Here is a 15,278-nt window from a genome sequence, read left to right on the forward strand (position 1 = left end):
GGTGCAAGCAAATGTACGCTATTATCGAAACAGGTGGTAAACAATACAAAGTTCAAGAGGGCGACGTATTGTTCATCGAGAAGCTGACTGCAGGTGACGGCGAGAGCGTGACTTTCGACCGTGTACTGGCCGTATCCAAAGAGGACGGGTTGGTAGCAGGTACGCCGGTTGTTTCCGGTGCGACTGTAACTGCAAAGGTAGAGAAGCACGGTAAAGGCCGTAAGGTCGTTGTATACAAATACAAGCCGAAGAAGAACTACCACAAGAAGCAAGGTCATCGTCAACCTTACACTAAAGTAACCATCGAGAAAATCCAAGCGTAAGTAGGTGCGGTAATTGATTACTGTACAAGTGCTGCGCGGGGGAGATGGACGGATCCATAGCTTTAAGGTAACGGGGCACGCGGGATATGCCAATCCTGGAGAAGATATTGTATGTGCTGGAGTTTCCAGCATTACAGTGGGAACGGTCAATTCCATTGAAGCGTTAACCGGAACTGTTATGGAGACCCGGATGAAGGGCGGCTTTCTTAGTGCGAATCTTCCGCCGACGGCAAACGACTCCGTCTCGGGACAAGTTCAACTGCTTCTCGAATCCATGGTTGTTATGTTACAGGGAATTGCCGATTCATACGGCAAGTATATAAGAATACAGGAATTGACTACTTGAAGAAGGAGGTAGACAACATGTTGAAATTGGATCTTCAGTTATTCGCATCGAAAAAAGGTGTAGGTTCCACAAAGAACGGTCGCGATAGCCAATCGAAACGTCTTGGTGTGAAACGTGCAGACGGTCAAGCAGTGACTGGCGGCAGCATCTTGGTTCGCCAACGCGGAACGAAAATTCATCCAGGCACGAACGTGGGTATCGGTAAAGACGATACTTTGTTTGCGAAAGTTGACGGCGTTGTGAAATTTGAACGTTGGGGTCGTGATCGCAAGAAAGTGAGCGTCTACCCGGTTGATGTCGCTCCAGTAGCGGCTGCAGTAGAAGCTTAATCGTTTCTTATGCTGCATACAGAAGAAGCCTTTCGGCATCGTTGCCGGGGCTTCTTTTTTTGTGAATAACGCAAAGATTATCATCCAGGGGATGAACCGTCCTGAAGGTCTATGATATACTGGGATTTGGTGAATGTAACCAATTGCTGTTGAAAGACGAGGAGAAGCGATGAAATCCTGGAAATGGATAGCAGCTGGGGCGGGGTTAACCTCCGTAATACCCGTAGCATGGATGGTATGGAAACCGACTTTGGCTGCAGGAGCAGTGTTAACGGTTTGGGCTGTCGCTGCGTCTGCCTGTGGAGCTTGGCTTGTCCGGAAATCGGAGGAGCGCAGGCAGCAAGCCATCATTCGGAATGTGGAGCAGACGGCGATTCAGATGCTGAATCACCATCGTCATGATTGGATGAATGAGCTTCAAATTTTGTACGGCTACATTCAACTTGGAAAGCTTGATAAAACAGTGGGTTCTGTGGAAAGAATAAAGGACAGGATGGCGACGGAAAGCAGAATCTCTAAGCTGGGCATTCCTTCGCTGGTTTTTTATTTACATTCATACCGTACGTACAGCAGCAATCTGCAGCTCGACGTTGAAGTTGTGGACCAGGTACAACTGGAAGACAAAGTATCGCCACAAACGGCGGAGTCTTTTACCGAAGCTATCATTCAAACGGTGAGAGCTTTTCAATTGAGCGGAAAAGCGTCTTGGGGGGATACCCGGCAATTAACATTAACATTTATGCAGCAAGAACAAGAGCTGATGGTATGGGCACAAGGAGAAGGATCCTTTGGAGACCCGGACAGCTTGAAGCTTCAGATTGAACAAACCGTAAAAGGCGAAGGCATTCGGGTAGAACAAACGGAGCCGGGGGAGACCTCGTATCGTTTGTATTTGCCGTTTGTGACTTGAGGAAGGTGATTTCATGTTTGTAGATAAGGCAAAAGTATATGTAAAAGGCGGAGACGGCGGCGATGGTCTCATTGCGTTCCGTCGAGAGAAATACGTTCCTGAAGGCGGACCTGCCGGCGGAGACGGCGGTAAGGGCGGCGACGTGATTTTCCGGGTGGACGAAGGACTGCGCACGTTGATGGATTTCCGTTACCAGAAGCATTTTAAGGCTAAGCGCGGGGAAAAAGGCCGCAATAAAAGTCAGCATGGCGCCAATGCGGATAGCATGATTGTCCGTATCCCGCCGGGTACCATCTTAACGGATGACGATACCGGTGAGGTGATTGGCGATTTGACCCGACACGGTCAACAGGTTGTTGTTGCCAGAGGAGGCCGTGGAGGGCGAGGCAATATCCGCTTTGCTACCCCGAACAATCCGGCGCCTGAGCTTGCCGAGAACGGCGAGGAAGGCGAAGAGCGTTACGTAACCATGGAACTTAAAGTGATGGCTGATGTAGGTCTCGTCGGGTTCCCAAGTGTAGGCAAATCGACCTTGTTGTCCGTTGTATCTGCGGCTCAGCCAAAGATCGGCGCATACCACTTTACGACCATAACGCCGAATTTGGGAGTTGTTGAGGTTGGAGACGGTCGCAATTTTGTTATGGCTGACCTGCCTGGTCTGATTGAGGGTGCTCATGAAGGCGTGGGACTTGGTCACGAATTCCTCCGGCACGTGGAAAGAACACGCGTCATTGTCCATGTCGTGGATATGGCAGGCACGGAAGGAAGGGATCCGTTTGAGGACTGGGAAAAAATCAATGATGAAATCAGGCTCTACAACCCGGTTCTGGTCGAACGGCCGCAAATCGTAGCCGCTAATAAAATGGACATGCCGGAGGCCGAAGAGTATCTAGCGGCCTTCAAAGAGAAGCTGAAAGAGATTCGTCCGGACATCGAGGTCATGCCCATCTCCTCGCTGACCCGTCAGGGTATTCAGGAACTCCTTTACCGCACGATCGATGTGCTGGAGAGCATTCCGGACGAGCCGGCCATTGAAGAAGTATCCGAGGTTTCCGAGCGCAAGGTTTATAAATTCAAAGCGCAGAACGACAACTCCTTCACCGTTACTAGGGATAATGAGATGTATGTGGTGCATAGCGAGCGAATTGAGCGGATGCTGAAACGGATGCAGATGAATTCGCATGATGCCATTCTGAAGCTTGCAAGAACGATGCGTCATATGGGCGTCGATGAAGAACTTCGGAAACGGGGCGCGACAGAAGGCACCATTGTACGAATTGGTGATTTCGAATTTGAATTTGTTGAAGGCAGCAGCTACTATTAATTAGCAAAAAATACGTTTGTGAGAAAATACCGCAAGGTCTGTTTAACAGCAGGCTTGGCGGTATTTTTTTTATGGAGGAAGTTGTGTCTCAGATATCACGTAAACATGCTCTGTGTTTTACGGCAACGGTTAGGAAGTTGTTCAGCGATATCATTTTCCACTTAGGTTTCCAAATTTTGCATCCACATATCGGGTAAATCGTATACAATGGTAGTACAATAGTCCTTATCCATAGACTATCAGGATGGAAGGAACGGTGTATAAAGGAGAATAGAACTATGGCTATTATTGAAGTTGTAAAATACGATGGACCGCCGGATGTGTTTGCCTGGCGTTATCCGAATCAGGAGTTAGGCACTTGGACCCAACTCATTGTTCATGAGACACAGGAGGCAATCCTGTATAAGGGTGGTCAAGCTCTGGATTCCTTCGCGGCTGGACGGCATACACTGAGTACGGCGAATATACCAATATTATCCAATCTAATCAATCTTCCATTCGGCGGGAAGTCTCCCTTTACGGCAGAAGTCTGGTTTGTGAACAAACTTCGTTCACTGGACGTGAAATGGGGGACCAGCTCGCCGATCCAGCTGCAAGATCCAAAATACAATATTATCGTATCGGTCCGGGCTTTTGGCCAATTCGGCGTACGGATCAGCGATCCGCGAAAGTTTCTGGGGACCATGGTTGGCACACTGCCGACTTTTGACCAAAGCACACTGATTAAATATTATCGCGGCGTACTGATGTCCAATATTACAGAAATCATATCCTCCTATATCGTTCGCAAAAAAATCAGCGTTGTGGAGATCAATGCTTACATAGCGGAAATATCGAAGCACATCATGGAAGCGATTGCGCCTTCATTTGAAGAAATGGGGATCACCCTGCTGAATTTCTATGTGGACTCCATCAACATACCGGAGAATGACCCGGCAGCTGTTCGAATCAAGGAAGCGTTGGCAAAGAAAGCGGAGATGGACATCATCGGATATACCTATCATCAAGAAAGAACCTTTAATACGCTGGAGGGGGCGGCAAAGAATCCCGGCAGCCCGGCAGCGGTCATGGGAACCGGACTGGGTATGGGACTTGGGATGGTTGGTCCGATGTACGAGACCGTGGGGAAAATGTTTGAGGGTTCGAAGGATCCAGGAAAGAATGAGCCCCATATCAAACAGAAGGCATGTACCCAGTGCGGAACACTGAGTGCGGAAGAAGCACGATTCTGTTCGGGATGCGGACAATCGCTTCAGGTGCAGGCTGAGGAGGAACTGGCGAGAACCGTTCATTGCAACGATTGCGGGCAGCCACTGCCTCCGAATGCCAAGTTTTGCCTTCACTGCGGTGACCCGTACCATGCATGCCCTAAATGTGGCCATGACCACCCGGCCGGTGCCGTCGAATGTCCGGATTGCGGTGCAGCGCTTCCTATGCCTTGCAGGGCATGCGGTGAACTGGTGGATGCGGAAGCCAAGTTTTGCCCGCACTGCGGGTCAACCCATGCGCTAACATGTCCTGGATGTCATCATGAGATCAAACCGGGCCAGAAGTTTTGCATGGAGTGCGGACATAAATTGATGTGAAGCGAAAGTGAGGGAATAGAGTGAGTACAAGAACCACAAGTCGAAACGGATTATGGCTGGCTGCGGCAGTGCTTCCGGTCTTAACCATCCTTCTGTTCGGATTGATCGGAGGGATCGTTCAGCTGAATGCTTGGATATCGGGCATCGCTCTCGGATGCGCCGAGGCGGCCATTCTCGTCTTTATCGGTTTTGTTGTCCACCGGCGCAAAGCGGTCTCGCCAGGAGCTCCTTTTTATATTGCTTCAGGCGTCATTATAGGAGTCTATGCCATTTCCGTTTTGCTGGAGGTCATTCTGCTGGGGTATTTATTTAAGCTGCCTGAATCTTCTTATTTTATGATTCATCTTTTAACCTTCCTGGGGTTCTCGGTGGTTTTGGGACTGATAGGTCTGGCGGGAAAATATGCAGGAGCTCATGAACAAAAGGAAAGTGATCATCTGGCGGTTAAGAAAGAGACGGTGGCCTGGATCGGGGGAATCCGAAGAAAACTAGGTGAGATGCCAGGAGAGAACATTCATTCGTTAGACCGGCAGATGGCCGAGCTGGAGGAAACGCTTCGTTATAGCGATCCTATCACGCACACCTCTTTATATGAAGTGGAGCATATGATCCAGCAAAAAATCGCATTGTTGGAGGACCAAGTGGCGCTGATCGGAGAGACGCAAGCAGAACAACGCGATGAGCTGGCAGAGCAAACCGTTCACATCATCCGCGATATTCTTAGAACGGTACAGGATCGCAACACCGAACTTCTGAAGGTAAAAGCGGGATCAACCTAATGCAGATGATAGAGGGGATAGAATATGGGAGCGTCTGATCTGAAGCGCTTTAAACAGAAGTTCACGACCATGGATTATTGCATTATCGCGCTGGCGGTTCTGTTTTTTCCGCTGGCCATTGTGATGGCGGCTGTTCGGGTGCTTGTCACCCATCGCCATAATCACTGTAAGGGAAGAAACAACCGGCTCTTCGGGTGGGTTCTGGTCATAACCTATGGAATCATTGAATTGCTTATGATCCTCGCGACGATTGATGATAAAGATGTCGACGGCCTCTATTCGGCTTCCATCGTATGGGGCGTTATTATACTGGTTCCAGCCATCATCATGCTGTTGATTGGCAAGAAAGAAGATAAGAAATTCAACCGTTTGCTGCAATTTTATTCGAATGCCATTATGCAAAGAGGGCTCGTCCAAATTGAACATATCGCTCGAGAGGCAAGGCAAAAGCCGGCCCATGCCGTCCGAGATATCACGTTCATGTTTGAACGGCATATGTTGCCTAATGGAAAGCTGGACAATGGAGTTGTCGTCATCCCCTCCTTGCAGAGGAGATCCCAGTCTTCATTCCAAGGAGAATTTGTTTCGCGCAGCGGGCAGCGAGTGCAGTATTCACTAGGTCAAGTTGCGGTTGAACCAGCGCCAATAACCCGAAACGAAGCGGAGCCCGATCCAGGGCCGAAGTCTGTGGAATGCCCGGGCTGCGGGGCAAGGTCGGTCGTAACGCATTTGGAGAAAAAAGAATGTGAGTATTGCGGTTCGGTGATTGTGGCTTAACATTAGTTATGCGTCCGATTAACAAAATTGAGGAGATCGTGGTATGAGCATTCCAATAAAGCCCTTTAAATCGCAATTTTCAAAATTCGATTATTTTATTATTGGCTTGACGTATGTGTTTTTTCCATTAGCTTTAATCATTGCTGGATTTCGTATTTTGCCTACACAACAACATCACTGTTACAGGGGAAGAAATGCAAGGCTGATGGGATGGGTATTGTTCGGTTCGTACATTATGACTTCTGTGATCTTTTTACTGGCGAGCGAAACGAGTGAGGAGTTCTTAAACGACAATTTAGCAATGGCATTATGCCTATTAGTCCCTGCCATGCTGCTGCTTGTTGCTGCTGACCTGGCAGACAAGAAATTCCGAAAGCTGTTGAGAATTTATGCAGAGGCCGTTTTGCAGCGGCGTCTGATTTACATCAATCATATTGCGATTGCAGCGAATCAAACTCCATCCCATGTGGTCCGTGATTTGAACTTTATGATCAAGGAGCGGATGCTCCCTTACGGGAAGATTGAGAATGGTGTGCTGATGATCACTTCATTGCATAGAGAGTCTGTAAAGCCAGCCGAGATTCAGCAGGATATTGGATCGAAGTCTGTGGAATGTTCAGGCTGTGGTGCAAGAACCGTGATTTCACACCAAGAGGAAAAAGAGTGCGAGTACTGCGGAACGATCATTGTTGCTTAGATTTCACGCGGACCGTTTGAACTCAAATCGAAAGCATGAATGTTATATCGGCAGTCTCCACATACTGGAGACTGCCTTTTCTTACGCATCATTTACAATTTTGACGTGAATATCGATGTGTTCCGGTTTGAATTGCGATATAGTATAGGCTATAGAGTTGACATATAAATATCGGGTTAACCAAAAAAACTGGACACTTATGTATTGCCCTTACATGGTATATCCAGTATAATGTCCACTATACGAATACAGTAGTCTTTGAGGAGAGGACGTTTGTGAAGGAACGCTACTATTTGGTCCGGGAAGACATCCTTCCCGAGGCTGTGGTTAAGACGATGCAAGTAAAAAAATTGCTGGCATCGGGAGACGTTAGAACGGTCCATGAAGCCGTTGAACAGGTTGGGCTTAGTCGAAGCGCTTTTTATAAGTACAAAGATGGAATCCATCCCATCAATCAACTGGAACGTGATGAAATCGTAACGATTTCTATCGATATGGAACATCGCTCTGGGATGCTATCCGAAGTGCTGGGGCTGGTAGCGGGTGAAGGCGGGAATGTGTTAACCATTCATCAGAGTATTCCGCTGCAGGGAATCGCCAATGTAGTGATTTCCGTCGAAGTTTCCCGACTGAATGAGGAGCTGGATGACCTGCTTGACGGATTGAGGCGAATAGCTGGAGTAAGAAGAGTGCAGATGATAGGCCAAGGTTAAGTTATGACGAATTAAATAGATATCTATGTGATGGGATACAGGAGGTTGTGTATTAATGAAACCGGTCAAGGTAGGGCTTTTGGGATTAGGAACCGTAGGAACAGGGGTTGTCCGCATCGTAGAGGGACACCAGGAGGATTTGAGCAGCCAGGTTGGTTCGCCGATTACGATAGAACGTATCGCTGTCAAACATTTGGAGAAGTACCGCAGTGTCAATGTGGATCAGAATAAACTGACGGAAGATCCATGGGCGGTCATCCGCGATCCCGAGATTGATGTCATCGTTGAAGTGATGGGCGGGATCGAGCAGACAAAAACCTATATTCTCGAAGCGCTTGAGCGCGGCAAGCATATCGTTACCGCGAATAAGGATCTGATGGCTCTCCACGGTGCCGAAATATTAGCCAAGGCGCAAGAGAAGCAGTGCGACGTGTTCTACGAGGCGAGTGTTGCTGGCGGTATTCCCATTATCCGCACGCTGATTGAAGGCTTCTCCTCGGATCGTATCATGAAAATTATGGGGATCGTGAACGGTACAACCAACTTTATTCTGACCAAGATGAGTCAAGAAGGCGCATCGTATGAGGATGTCCTGGCCGAAGCTCAGGAACTGGGTTATGCAGAGGCTGATCCGACCTCCGATGTAGAAGGATTGGACGCGGCACGCAAAATGGCGATTCTCGGCACACTTGGCTTCCGCACGAACGTCGAGCTCCAGGATGTAACCGTTAAGGGAATCTCGCAAGTGACCAAAGAAGATATCGCCTATGCGAAGCGTTTGGGCTATGAGATGAAGCTTCTGGGTATAGCGGAGCGTCAGGACGATGAGTTCAGCATCACGGTTCAGCCTACGATGGTTCGAAAAGGACATCCTATCGCAGCCGTGAATGGGGTATTTAACGCGGTTTATGTATATGGAGAAGCTGTAGGCGAAACGATGTTTTACGGAGCCGGCGCAGGTGAGATGCCAACCGCTACATCCGTTGTGGCAGACCTGGTTGCCGTTATCAAGAATCTGAAGCTCGGCGTCAACGGTCTCAAAGCCATCGTTCCTTACAAACCGAAGAAACTGAAAACCGACGAGCAGATCATGTATAAGAACTTCATTTTGCTTCATGTCGACGATAAAGCAGGTGTACTTGCCCAAATTACGCAGGTGTTTGCTGAATATAACGTCAGCCTGGAATCCGTTGTCCAGCAGCCGAACGAGCATAATCCGGACGCAGAGATTATCATCGTCACGCACAATGCGAGCAAAGCCAATATGGATGAAGTGTTGAATCATTTTGAAGGCCTGGAAGTCATTCGCCGGATTAAAAGTGTTTACCGTGTTGAAGGATAAGGGATTAGAACTCATTAAATAACCCTATATAATTTTTTCATAAGAAAAGGAGAACAAGAGAGATGCCGTATGAAGGATTGCTTCAAACCTACAGAGAATATTTGCCGGTGAATGAGCGTACTCCGCTTCTAACGCTTAAGGAAGGGAACACCCCCCTGATCAAAGCTGTGAATCTATCCGAAGAGCTTGGAATTGATCTGCATTTCAAATTTGAAGGGCTAAATCCTACGGGTTCATTTAAAGACCGCGGGATGGTGATGGCTGTAGCGAAAGCGATGGAAGAGGGAAGCCGCACCATCATGTGCGCTTCAACGGGCAATACGTCTGCAGCAGCTGCTGCTTATGCCGCTCGTGGCGGATTAAATTGTATCGTAATCATTCCGAACAACAATATTGCGCTGGGCAAGCTCGCCCAAGCGATGATTTACGGAGCGAAGGTCATTGCGATAGAAGGCAATTTTGACCGCGCGCTGGAAATTGTGCGCGAGATTACGGCGAAGCATCCGATTGCGCTTGTGAACTCCGTGAATCCTTATCGAATCGAAGGCCAGAAGACGGCTGCATTCGAAGTCGTTGACCAGTTAGGGAAAGCTCCGGACGTGCTGGCCATTCCGGTCGGCAATGCGGGGAACATCTCCGCTTACTGGAAAGGATTTAAAGAATACCATGCTGCGGGCAAATCGTCCTCTCTGCCGAGAATGCTTGGATTTGAAGCGGAAGGGGCAATGGCCATCGTGAAGGGAGAGCCTATTGCGAATCCGGAAACGGTAGCGACTGCGATCCGTATCGGGAATCCGGCCAGCTGGAAAACCGCGGTTGCGGCCGCTGAGGAATCCGGCGGACAGATTAACTATGTTACGGACGAAGAGATTTTGGAAGCATACCGCAAAATCGCATCGCGTGAGGGCATTTTTGCCGAGCCAGGATCGGCTGCCTCCATCGCAGGCGTTTATAAAATGAAGCGCGAAGGATATTTTAAAGGTGGAGAGTCCGTGGTCTGTGTGCTGACAGGGCATGGGCTCAAGGACCCGAATATCGCTATTTCTACCGTGAACGCCGAACCGCTCGTTGTATCAGATACGGAATCAGCCGTAATGGATGCGATTGCTAAGCTTGAAGGAGCTGCACGGGTATGAGTTTGTCCCAAGGTGTCCGGGTGAAGGTACCGGCCAGCACGGCTAATTTGGGACCCGGTTTTGATACACTGGGCATGGCATTGTCGCTGTATTCCTGGATCGAGATGAAGGCGTCGGAGCGGACCGTATTCCATCTTCATGGTGATGAGATGGGCGGTCTGCCGACCGATAAGAGCAACCTGATCTACAAGGTGGCTCAGATGGTTTTTGAAGAAGCGGGACAGGCTGTTCCCGATCTCGAAATTTCCATGTATTCCGAAATTCCGCTTACCCGCGGTCTCGGCAGCAGTGCTTCGGCGATTGTAGGGGCGCTGGCGGCTGCCAATGCGCTGATCGGTTCACCGCTGCCGGATTCCAAGCTTTTTGATATGGCGACGAATCTTGAGAAGCACCCGGATAATGTAGGAGCTTCATTATTTGGAGGGATTATTACGGCTGTATGGGACGGAGCTCATGCGGATTATATGCGTATTGAACCTCCAGCAGACCTCGGCACGCTCGTTGTTATTCCCGATTTCGAATTGGCAACATCCAAAGCAAGGGAAGCGCTGCCCGCCCAGGTCAGTTTAGCGGATGCTGTATATAATATTAGTCGGTCCTCCTTGATGACCGCGGCTCTTTCTGCAGGCAGACTGGACTTGATATCTGCCGCAATGCAAGACCGGATTCATCAGCCCTATCGGGTACCGCTTGTGCCAGGGATGAGCAAAATTTTGGCTGAAGCGACAAACCACGGAGCGCTGGGGATTGCGCTAAGCGGAGCGGGCCCGACGATGATTGCGTTGGTGGATCGGAACGATTCGCGGGTAGAAGAATTGAGCGCGTATTTAATGGAGACGATGAAGGCGGAAGGAATCCTGTCTTCATGCTACCAATTGAATCCAGTTGCGGAAGGCGCCCAGCTCTTGGATGATATAAACAATAGATCCTTTTTGGATATGATTAGAGGGGAAGTTACCGCATGAAAAAAATAGCCTTGTTGCCCTCAGGATCGGTATCTCATGAAGCGATACTTTATCTCCTTAACGGTGAGCCGGTGGAGTTTGTCCACCATAAACTGATCTCTGATGTATTTATGTCTACAGTAGAAGGAAAAAGCGATTACAGCGTAATCCCGATTGAGAATACCATCGAAGGTTCCGTGAGCCTTCATATGGATTGGTTGGTCAATGAGGTGGATCTGCCGATGCAGGTGGAGTGGGTCTATCCTTCCATTCAAAACCTGATCGGAAATGCTGCCGAGTTCCGGTCAAATGACGGTACGATGGATTACAGTAAAATCACAAAAATTTGGTCTCACCAAGTAGCAACGGCCCAATGCCGTCAGTTCCTCGCGAAGGCTGCGCCACAGGCTGAGTTGGAGCAAGTCGGCAGCACCTCGGAAGGGGTTAAGATCGTAAAGGAAAATCCCGGCCAGGGATGGGCGGCGATCGGCACTACACTAGGCGCTGCCACTCACGGATTAAACGTGCTTGCCGAGCGTATTACCGACCATGATAACAATTACACCCGGTTTGTATTAATCGGACGCGAGCCGATTTTAGTCAACCGTTCGCCGGAGCATATCAAGACCAGCATTCTCGTGACCCTCCCAGAGGATGTACCGGGGGCACTGCATCAGGTGCTTTCGGCGTTTGCTTGGCGGCGCCTGAATCTGTCGCGGATTGAATCCCGTCCGACGAAGAAGAAGCTTGGTAATTACTACTTTTACATCGATGTCATGGCCGCAGCGGATTCCGTTCTGTTGCTTGCCGCCATGGGAGAGATTGAAGCGTTGGGATGTTTGGTTCGTGTGCTGGGTACTTATCCGGGCTATGCGTACGAGAGTGAGAAAATGGAGGTTAAGTAAATGTCAGAGCAATGGATCTATATGGATGGAGAATTCGTCACAAAAGAGAATGCAAAAGTATCCGTTTTTGATCATGGATTTTTGTACGGAGACGGCATATTCGAAGGGATTCGGATATATAACGGCAACATCTTTAAGTGCAAGGAACACTTGGATCGGCTGTACGATTCCGCCAAGTCCATCGATTTAGTCATCCCATTGGCATACGATGAGCTGCTGGAGGCTATGGCCGAAACGATCCGGCGCAACGATATGCGGAACGGGTACATCCGTATCGTAGTATCCCGAGGTGCAGGCAATCTGGGTCTGGACCCGCGTCGCTGCCCTAAACCAACGGTGTTGATCATTGTGGAACAGCTGGCGATCTACTCTGAAGAAGCTTATCTTAACGGTTTGAAGGCCGTATCCGTAGCCCAGCGGCGCAACATTCCGGATGCGCTCAATCCGAAAATCAAGTCTCTGAACTATTTGAACAACATTCTTGTGAAGATCCAATCCAACTTTGCGGGAGCGGATGAAGCGATCATGATGAACGCACAAGGATATGTGACGGAAGGCTCAGGGGACAATATTTTCATCGTGAAAAACGGCGTGGTCACCACGCCTCCGTGCTACCTTGGTGCGCTTGAAGGCATTACGCGCCAGGCGATTATCGATTTATGCGATAAACTCGGCATCAAATTGAAAGAAGAGCCTTTCAGCATGCATGACGTTTATATAGCAGACGAAGTGTTTTTTACTGGAACCGCAGCTGAGGTCATCGCCGCTCGTGAAATTGACGGACGGATGATCGGAAAAGGGCAGGCTGGTCCAATTACGCTTCAACTGCTCGAGGAATTCCGCAAAATTGTGGATCAAGACGGTTATAAAGTATGGGAATCCTAATGTTGTAGGACAGCTAAATAAACGACTTAAACCATCCTTTCATGTCGATGAAAGGATTTTTTTTGCCCAGAGGGATGTCAATCGCCTATTCCGTGCATAGGATGTAGTAACGAAAGCGGGCGAATAACATGACGCCTAGAAGAGTGTAGGAGGTTTTAGCGGCGTGAAGATACACATCGTCAAGGAAGGCGACACCCTATATGAGCTGTCCAAAAAATACGACGTTCCATTAGCGAAAATCATCGATGCCAATCCACAGCTGGTGGATCCGAATAAGCTCGATGTCGGTGCCAAAATCAAAGTACCGACAGAGCCTGTTCCGGTACCAGGCGGCAGCCAACCCATTATCCATAAGCATACGGTAAAGCAGGGGGACTCCCTCTGGAAACTGTCGAAGGCATGGGGCGTAACCCTGAAGGAAATTATTGATGCCAACCCGCAGCTTAAAAATCCGAATGCCCTGCTGGTTGGAGAGGTCGTGAACATCCCTTCATCAGGCGTATATTCGGAGTCGGGCACAGATGACGGGGTTTCGATGAGCAGTGGCAGTGGTTCGAACCCGGGCAAGAAGAAGCCGGGCAGTAAGGATTACACCGGAGTGAAGGAAGAAATCACAGCGCCGATCGAGCAGCCACCGGTTGTACCGGAAGTTAAGGAGCCTGAGCCGCCGATTTTACCAAAACTGCCTGAGATTTCACCATTCCCCGAGGAGCCTAAAAAATTCGAACCGGAGCCGGAGATTTTACCTGAAATCAAGAAGCCGGTCATCCTGCCGGAGGTCAAGAAACCAGAGATCCTGCCAGAAGTGAAGAAACCGGATGTCCTGCCGGATTTTAAAAAGCCTGTGATCATGCCTGAATTCAAGCCGGAGTTCAAACCTGAATTCAAACCAGAGTACAAACCGGATTACAAACTGCCATATAAACCAATAGAGCCGGAGTTTACGCATCCTGTCAAAACCATGCCGTTACCTTACCCAATCCATCCTATGGCCGAACCATGTCCGCCGTTTGCGGAGATGCCACTTCATATGATGCCGCATCCTTGTCCGGAATTTCCTTTTCAAGAAGCGCCTGCATTTATGATGCCTCCATACGGTGGTTATCATGAAGGACCATGTGGTTGCCATGAAACTAAACATTGGCATGGAGCCGATTACGGCACAGCTGTCCATCCGTATCATCATATACCGCAGGAAGCGATGCCTGTTTCTTATAATGAAGGCTGGGGAAATGTACCTTCAGGATATCCGGGTGTTTCTGAACAGCCCATGAGCTTGGAATATTCCCAGTTCTCGATCACGGAATCATATACAGGAAATGTGGGTTCCGATTATCATCCATATCCTGAGCATCATCATACAGCGGCGACATATGGTTATGTTCCGTCTCCTTGCGGATGCCATGGGGGAGAAGTTAATCCATACCACAATATGCCACATCACGGGTACCCACAACACGGGCATCACCAGTACGCACCCGACATGGCGGTACCGTATCAACCGTGGCAGGGTGGAATGGACTACAATGCTGGGGCATACGGCCATCCGTCCGCACTCATGGGAACTCAAGGAGCATATCCTCCATTTGTAAATCCATATGAACCAAACTGGAATGATCGGCAAAACGACCAGCCGTTCGATTCGGCATTCAATCCGTCGGCTCCATACGAAGCGGAGCAATCCAATTTATCGGTCAGCAGTGAAGTTGGGAATGAAACGGAACCATCCGTATCCAGAGATACTTCCATTGAAGAGAATGCCAAGGAGAGAGCTAAAGTCCATCGTCAGCAAGCCAATAAAACAAGAACAGCAACCAAGAAAACTCGAAAGCCTCAAGGTTCATCAAAAGGCAAGCGCCACAATCCATGGATCAAGGGTTAAGACATTATCAATGAAGGCCAGGTTACAGCTAAACAAAAGGGACCACATCTTGGTCCCTTTTGTATGCTCACCCGACATACTGTCTATGAATCTATTGTAATGTGATACTACTGACCGCCATTTATAAATGAAATGTATTTGGAAGAAATTATGTATTGCTATCGAATCGAAAAATATGATACATTATAAATCCAGTCGCGAACAGCAAGATTGCGATGGGATAGAGGTCAACGAAAGTAAAGAAGAACTTAAAAAACTTTCTAAAAAAACCTCTTGCATTATCGAAACAAACATGATATATTATAAGAGTTGCTGGTGCGAACGAGATTCGCCGGTAACGAAGAAGTTGATCTTTGAAAACTGAACAACGAGTGAGTAAAACGAACCACTTTGGTGGAAC

16 protein-coding genes are annotated in these 15,278 nt (G+C 48.8%); all 16 read left to right on the forward strand.

Features of this window, described 5'->3' with window-relative positions; all coding sequences use genetic code 11:
• Positions 1–11 precede the first annotated feature (11 nt).
• The 16 genes from rplU (at position 12) to M4D81_RS32425 (ending at position 14,878) form a co-directional block, all read left to right on the forward strand.
• Positions 12–323 carry a 50S ribosomal protein L21 gene (gene rplU / locus M4D81_RS32350; protein ID WP_006208810.1) on the forward strand — a complete coding sequence of 104 codons (312 nt, stop codon included), beginning with the start codon at positions 12–14 and terminating at the stop codon, positions 321–323.
• A gap of 13 nt (positions 324–336) precedes the next feature.
• Positions 337–669: a ribosomal-processing cysteine protease Prp gene (locus tag M4D81_RS32355; protein WP_071223406.1), complete on the forward strand. Its 333-nt coding sequence runs from the start codon at positions 337–339 to the stop codon at positions 667–669.
• A gap of 17 nt (positions 670–686) precedes the next feature.
• Complete coding sequence (rpmA, locus tag M4D81_RS32360; protein ID WP_071223405.1) at positions 687–998, forward strand: 50S ribosomal protein L27; 312 nt, start codon at positions 687–689, stop codon at positions 996–998.
• Between the two features lie 169 nt (positions 999–1,167).
• Positions 1,168–1,908 carry a Spo0B domain-containing protein gene (locus M4D81_RS32365; protein WP_260069382.1) on the forward strand — a complete coding sequence of 247 codons (741 nt, stop codon included), beginning with the start codon at positions 1,168–1,170 and terminating at the stop codon, positions 1,906–1,908.
• Positions 1,909–1,921: 13 nt separating this feature from the next.
• Positions 1,922–3,232 carry a GTPase ObgE gene (gene obgE, locus M4D81_RS32370; RefSeq protein WP_071223403.1) on the forward strand — a complete coding sequence of 437 codons (1,311 nt, stop codon included), beginning with the start codon at positions 1,922–1,924 and terminating at the stop codon, positions 3,230–3,232.
• A 278-nt stretch (positions 3,233–3,510) separates the two neighbouring features.
• Positions 3,511–4,818 carry an SPFH domain-containing protein gene (locus M4D81_RS32375; RefSeq protein WP_260069383.1) on the forward strand — a complete coding sequence of 436 codons (1,308 nt, stop codon included), beginning with the start codon at positions 3,511–3,513 and terminating at the stop codon, positions 4,816–4,818.
• 20 nt (positions 4,819–4,838) lie between these two features.
• A complete protein-coding gene (locus M4D81_RS32380) occupies positions 4,839–5,597 on the forward strand; it encodes a hypothetical protein (protein ID WP_260069384.1) in 759 nt (252 codons plus the stop codon).
• 24 nt (positions 5,598–5,621) lie between these two features.
• Positions 5,622–6,374: a hypothetical protein gene (locus M4D81_RS32385; RefSeq protein ID WP_260069385.1), complete on the forward strand. Its 753-nt coding sequence runs from the start codon at positions 5,622–5,624 to the stop codon at positions 6,372–6,374.
• A gap of 43 nt (positions 6,375–6,417) precedes the next feature.
• Positions 6,418–7,071, forward strand: a complete 654-nt coding sequence (locus tag M4D81_RS32390; protein ID WP_260069386.1) for a hypothetical protein — start codon at positions 6,418–6,420, stop codon at positions 7,069–7,071.
• Positions 7,072–7,346: 275 nt separating this feature from the next.
• Complete coding sequence (locus M4D81_RS32395; RefSeq protein ID WP_009594028.1) at positions 7,347–7,784, forward strand: ACT domain-containing protein; 438 nt, start codon at positions 7,347–7,349, stop codon at positions 7,782–7,784.
• 55 nt (positions 7,785–7,839) lie between these two features.
• On the forward strand, positions 7,840–9,126 hold the full coding sequence (locus M4D81_RS32400) for a homoserine dehydrogenase (protein WP_071223398.1): 1,287 nt from the start codon (positions 7,840–7,842) through the stop codon (positions 9,124–9,126).
• 62 nt (positions 9,127–9,188) lie between these two features.
• Positions 9,189–10,262, forward strand: coding sequence for a threonine synthase (gene thrC / locus M4D81_RS32405; RefSeq protein ID WP_220686147.1), 1,074 nt, complete (start codon positions 9,189–9,191; stop codon positions 10,260–10,262).
• Entirely contained in the window at positions 10,259–11,227 is a 969-nt protein-coding gene (gene thrB, locus M4D81_RS32410) for a homoserine kinase (RefSeq protein WP_260069387.1), read from the forward strand. Before thrC ends, thrB begins: the two co-directional genes overlap by 4 nt.
• Positions 11,224–12,111 (forward strand): prephenate dehydratase, encoded by an 888-nt coding sequence (pheA, locus tag M4D81_RS32415; RefSeq protein ID WP_260069388.1) that lies wholly within the window; start codon positions 11,224–11,226, stop codon positions 12,109–12,111. Before thrB ends, pheA begins: the two co-directional genes overlap by 4 nt.
• Complete coding sequence (gene ilvE / locus M4D81_RS32420; RefSeq protein ID WP_260069389.1) at positions 12,112–12,996, forward strand: branched-chain-amino-acid transaminase; 885 nt, start codon at positions 12,112–12,114, stop codon at positions 12,994–12,996.
• Positions 12,997–13,159: 163 nt separating this feature from the next.
• On the forward strand, positions 13,160–14,878 hold the full coding sequence (locus M4D81_RS32425) for a LysM peptidoglycan-binding domain-containing protein (RefSeq protein ID WP_260069390.1): 1,719 nt from the start codon (positions 13,160–13,162) through the stop codon (positions 14,876–14,878).
• The last annotated feature ends 400 nt before the right edge of the window (positions 14,879–15,278 follow it).

Source organism: Paenibacillus sp. p3-SID867, assembly GCF_025142895.1.
Lineage (GTDB): Bacteria > Bacillota > Bacilli > Paenibacillales > Paenibacillaceae > Paenibacillus_AQ.

What these genes read in the sequence shown, in the direction of transcription:
- rplU (WP_006208810.1), top strand. Translation starts at nt 12, where the DNA reads ATGTACGCTATTATCGAAACAGGTGGTAAACAATACAAAGTTCAAGAG.
- rpmA (WP_071223405.1), top strand. Translation starts at nt 687, where the DNA reads ATGTTGAAATTGGATCTTCAGTTATTCGCATCGAAAAAAGGTGTAGGT.
- M4D81_RS32365 (WP_260069382.1), top strand. Translation starts at nt 1,168, where the DNA reads ATGAAATCCTGGAAATGGATAGCAGCTGGGGCGGGGTTAACCTCCGTA.
- obgE (WP_071223403.1), top strand. Translation starts at nt 1,922, where the DNA reads ATGTTTGTAGATAAGGCAAAAGTATATGTAAAAGGCGGAGACGGCGGC.
- M4D81_RS32375 (WP_260069383.1), top strand. Translation starts at nt 3,511, where the DNA reads ATGGCTATTATTGAAGTTGTAAAATACGATGGACCGCCGGATGTGTTT.
- M4D81_RS32385 (WP_260069385.1), top strand. Translation starts at nt 5,622, where the DNA reads ATGGGAGCGTCTGATCTGAAGCGCTTTAAACAGAAGTTCACGACCATG.
- M4D81_RS32390 (WP_260069386.1), top strand. Translation starts at nt 6,418, where the DNA reads ATGAGCATTCCAATAAAGCCCTTTAAATCGCAATTTTCAAAATTCGAT.
- M4D81_RS32400 (WP_071223398.1), top strand. Translation starts at nt 7,840, where the DNA reads ATGAAACCGGTCAAGGTAGGGCTTTTGGGATTAGGAACCGTAGGAACA.
- thrC (WP_220686147.1), top strand. Translation starts at nt 9,189, where the DNA reads ATGCCGTATGAAGGATTGCTTCAAACCTACAGAGAATATTTGCCGGTG.
- thrB (WP_260069387.1), top strand. Translation starts at nt 10,259, where the DNA reads ATGAGTTTGTCCCAAGGTGTCCGGGTGAAGGTACCGGCCAGCACGGCT.
- pheA (WP_260069388.1), top strand. Translation starts at nt 11,224, where the DNA reads ATGAAAAAAATAGCCTTGTTGCCCTCAGGATCGGTATCTCATGAAGCG.
- ilvE (WP_260069389.1), top strand. Translation starts at nt 12,112, where the DNA reads ATGTCAGAGCAATGGATCTATATGGATGGAGAATTCGTCACAAAAGAG.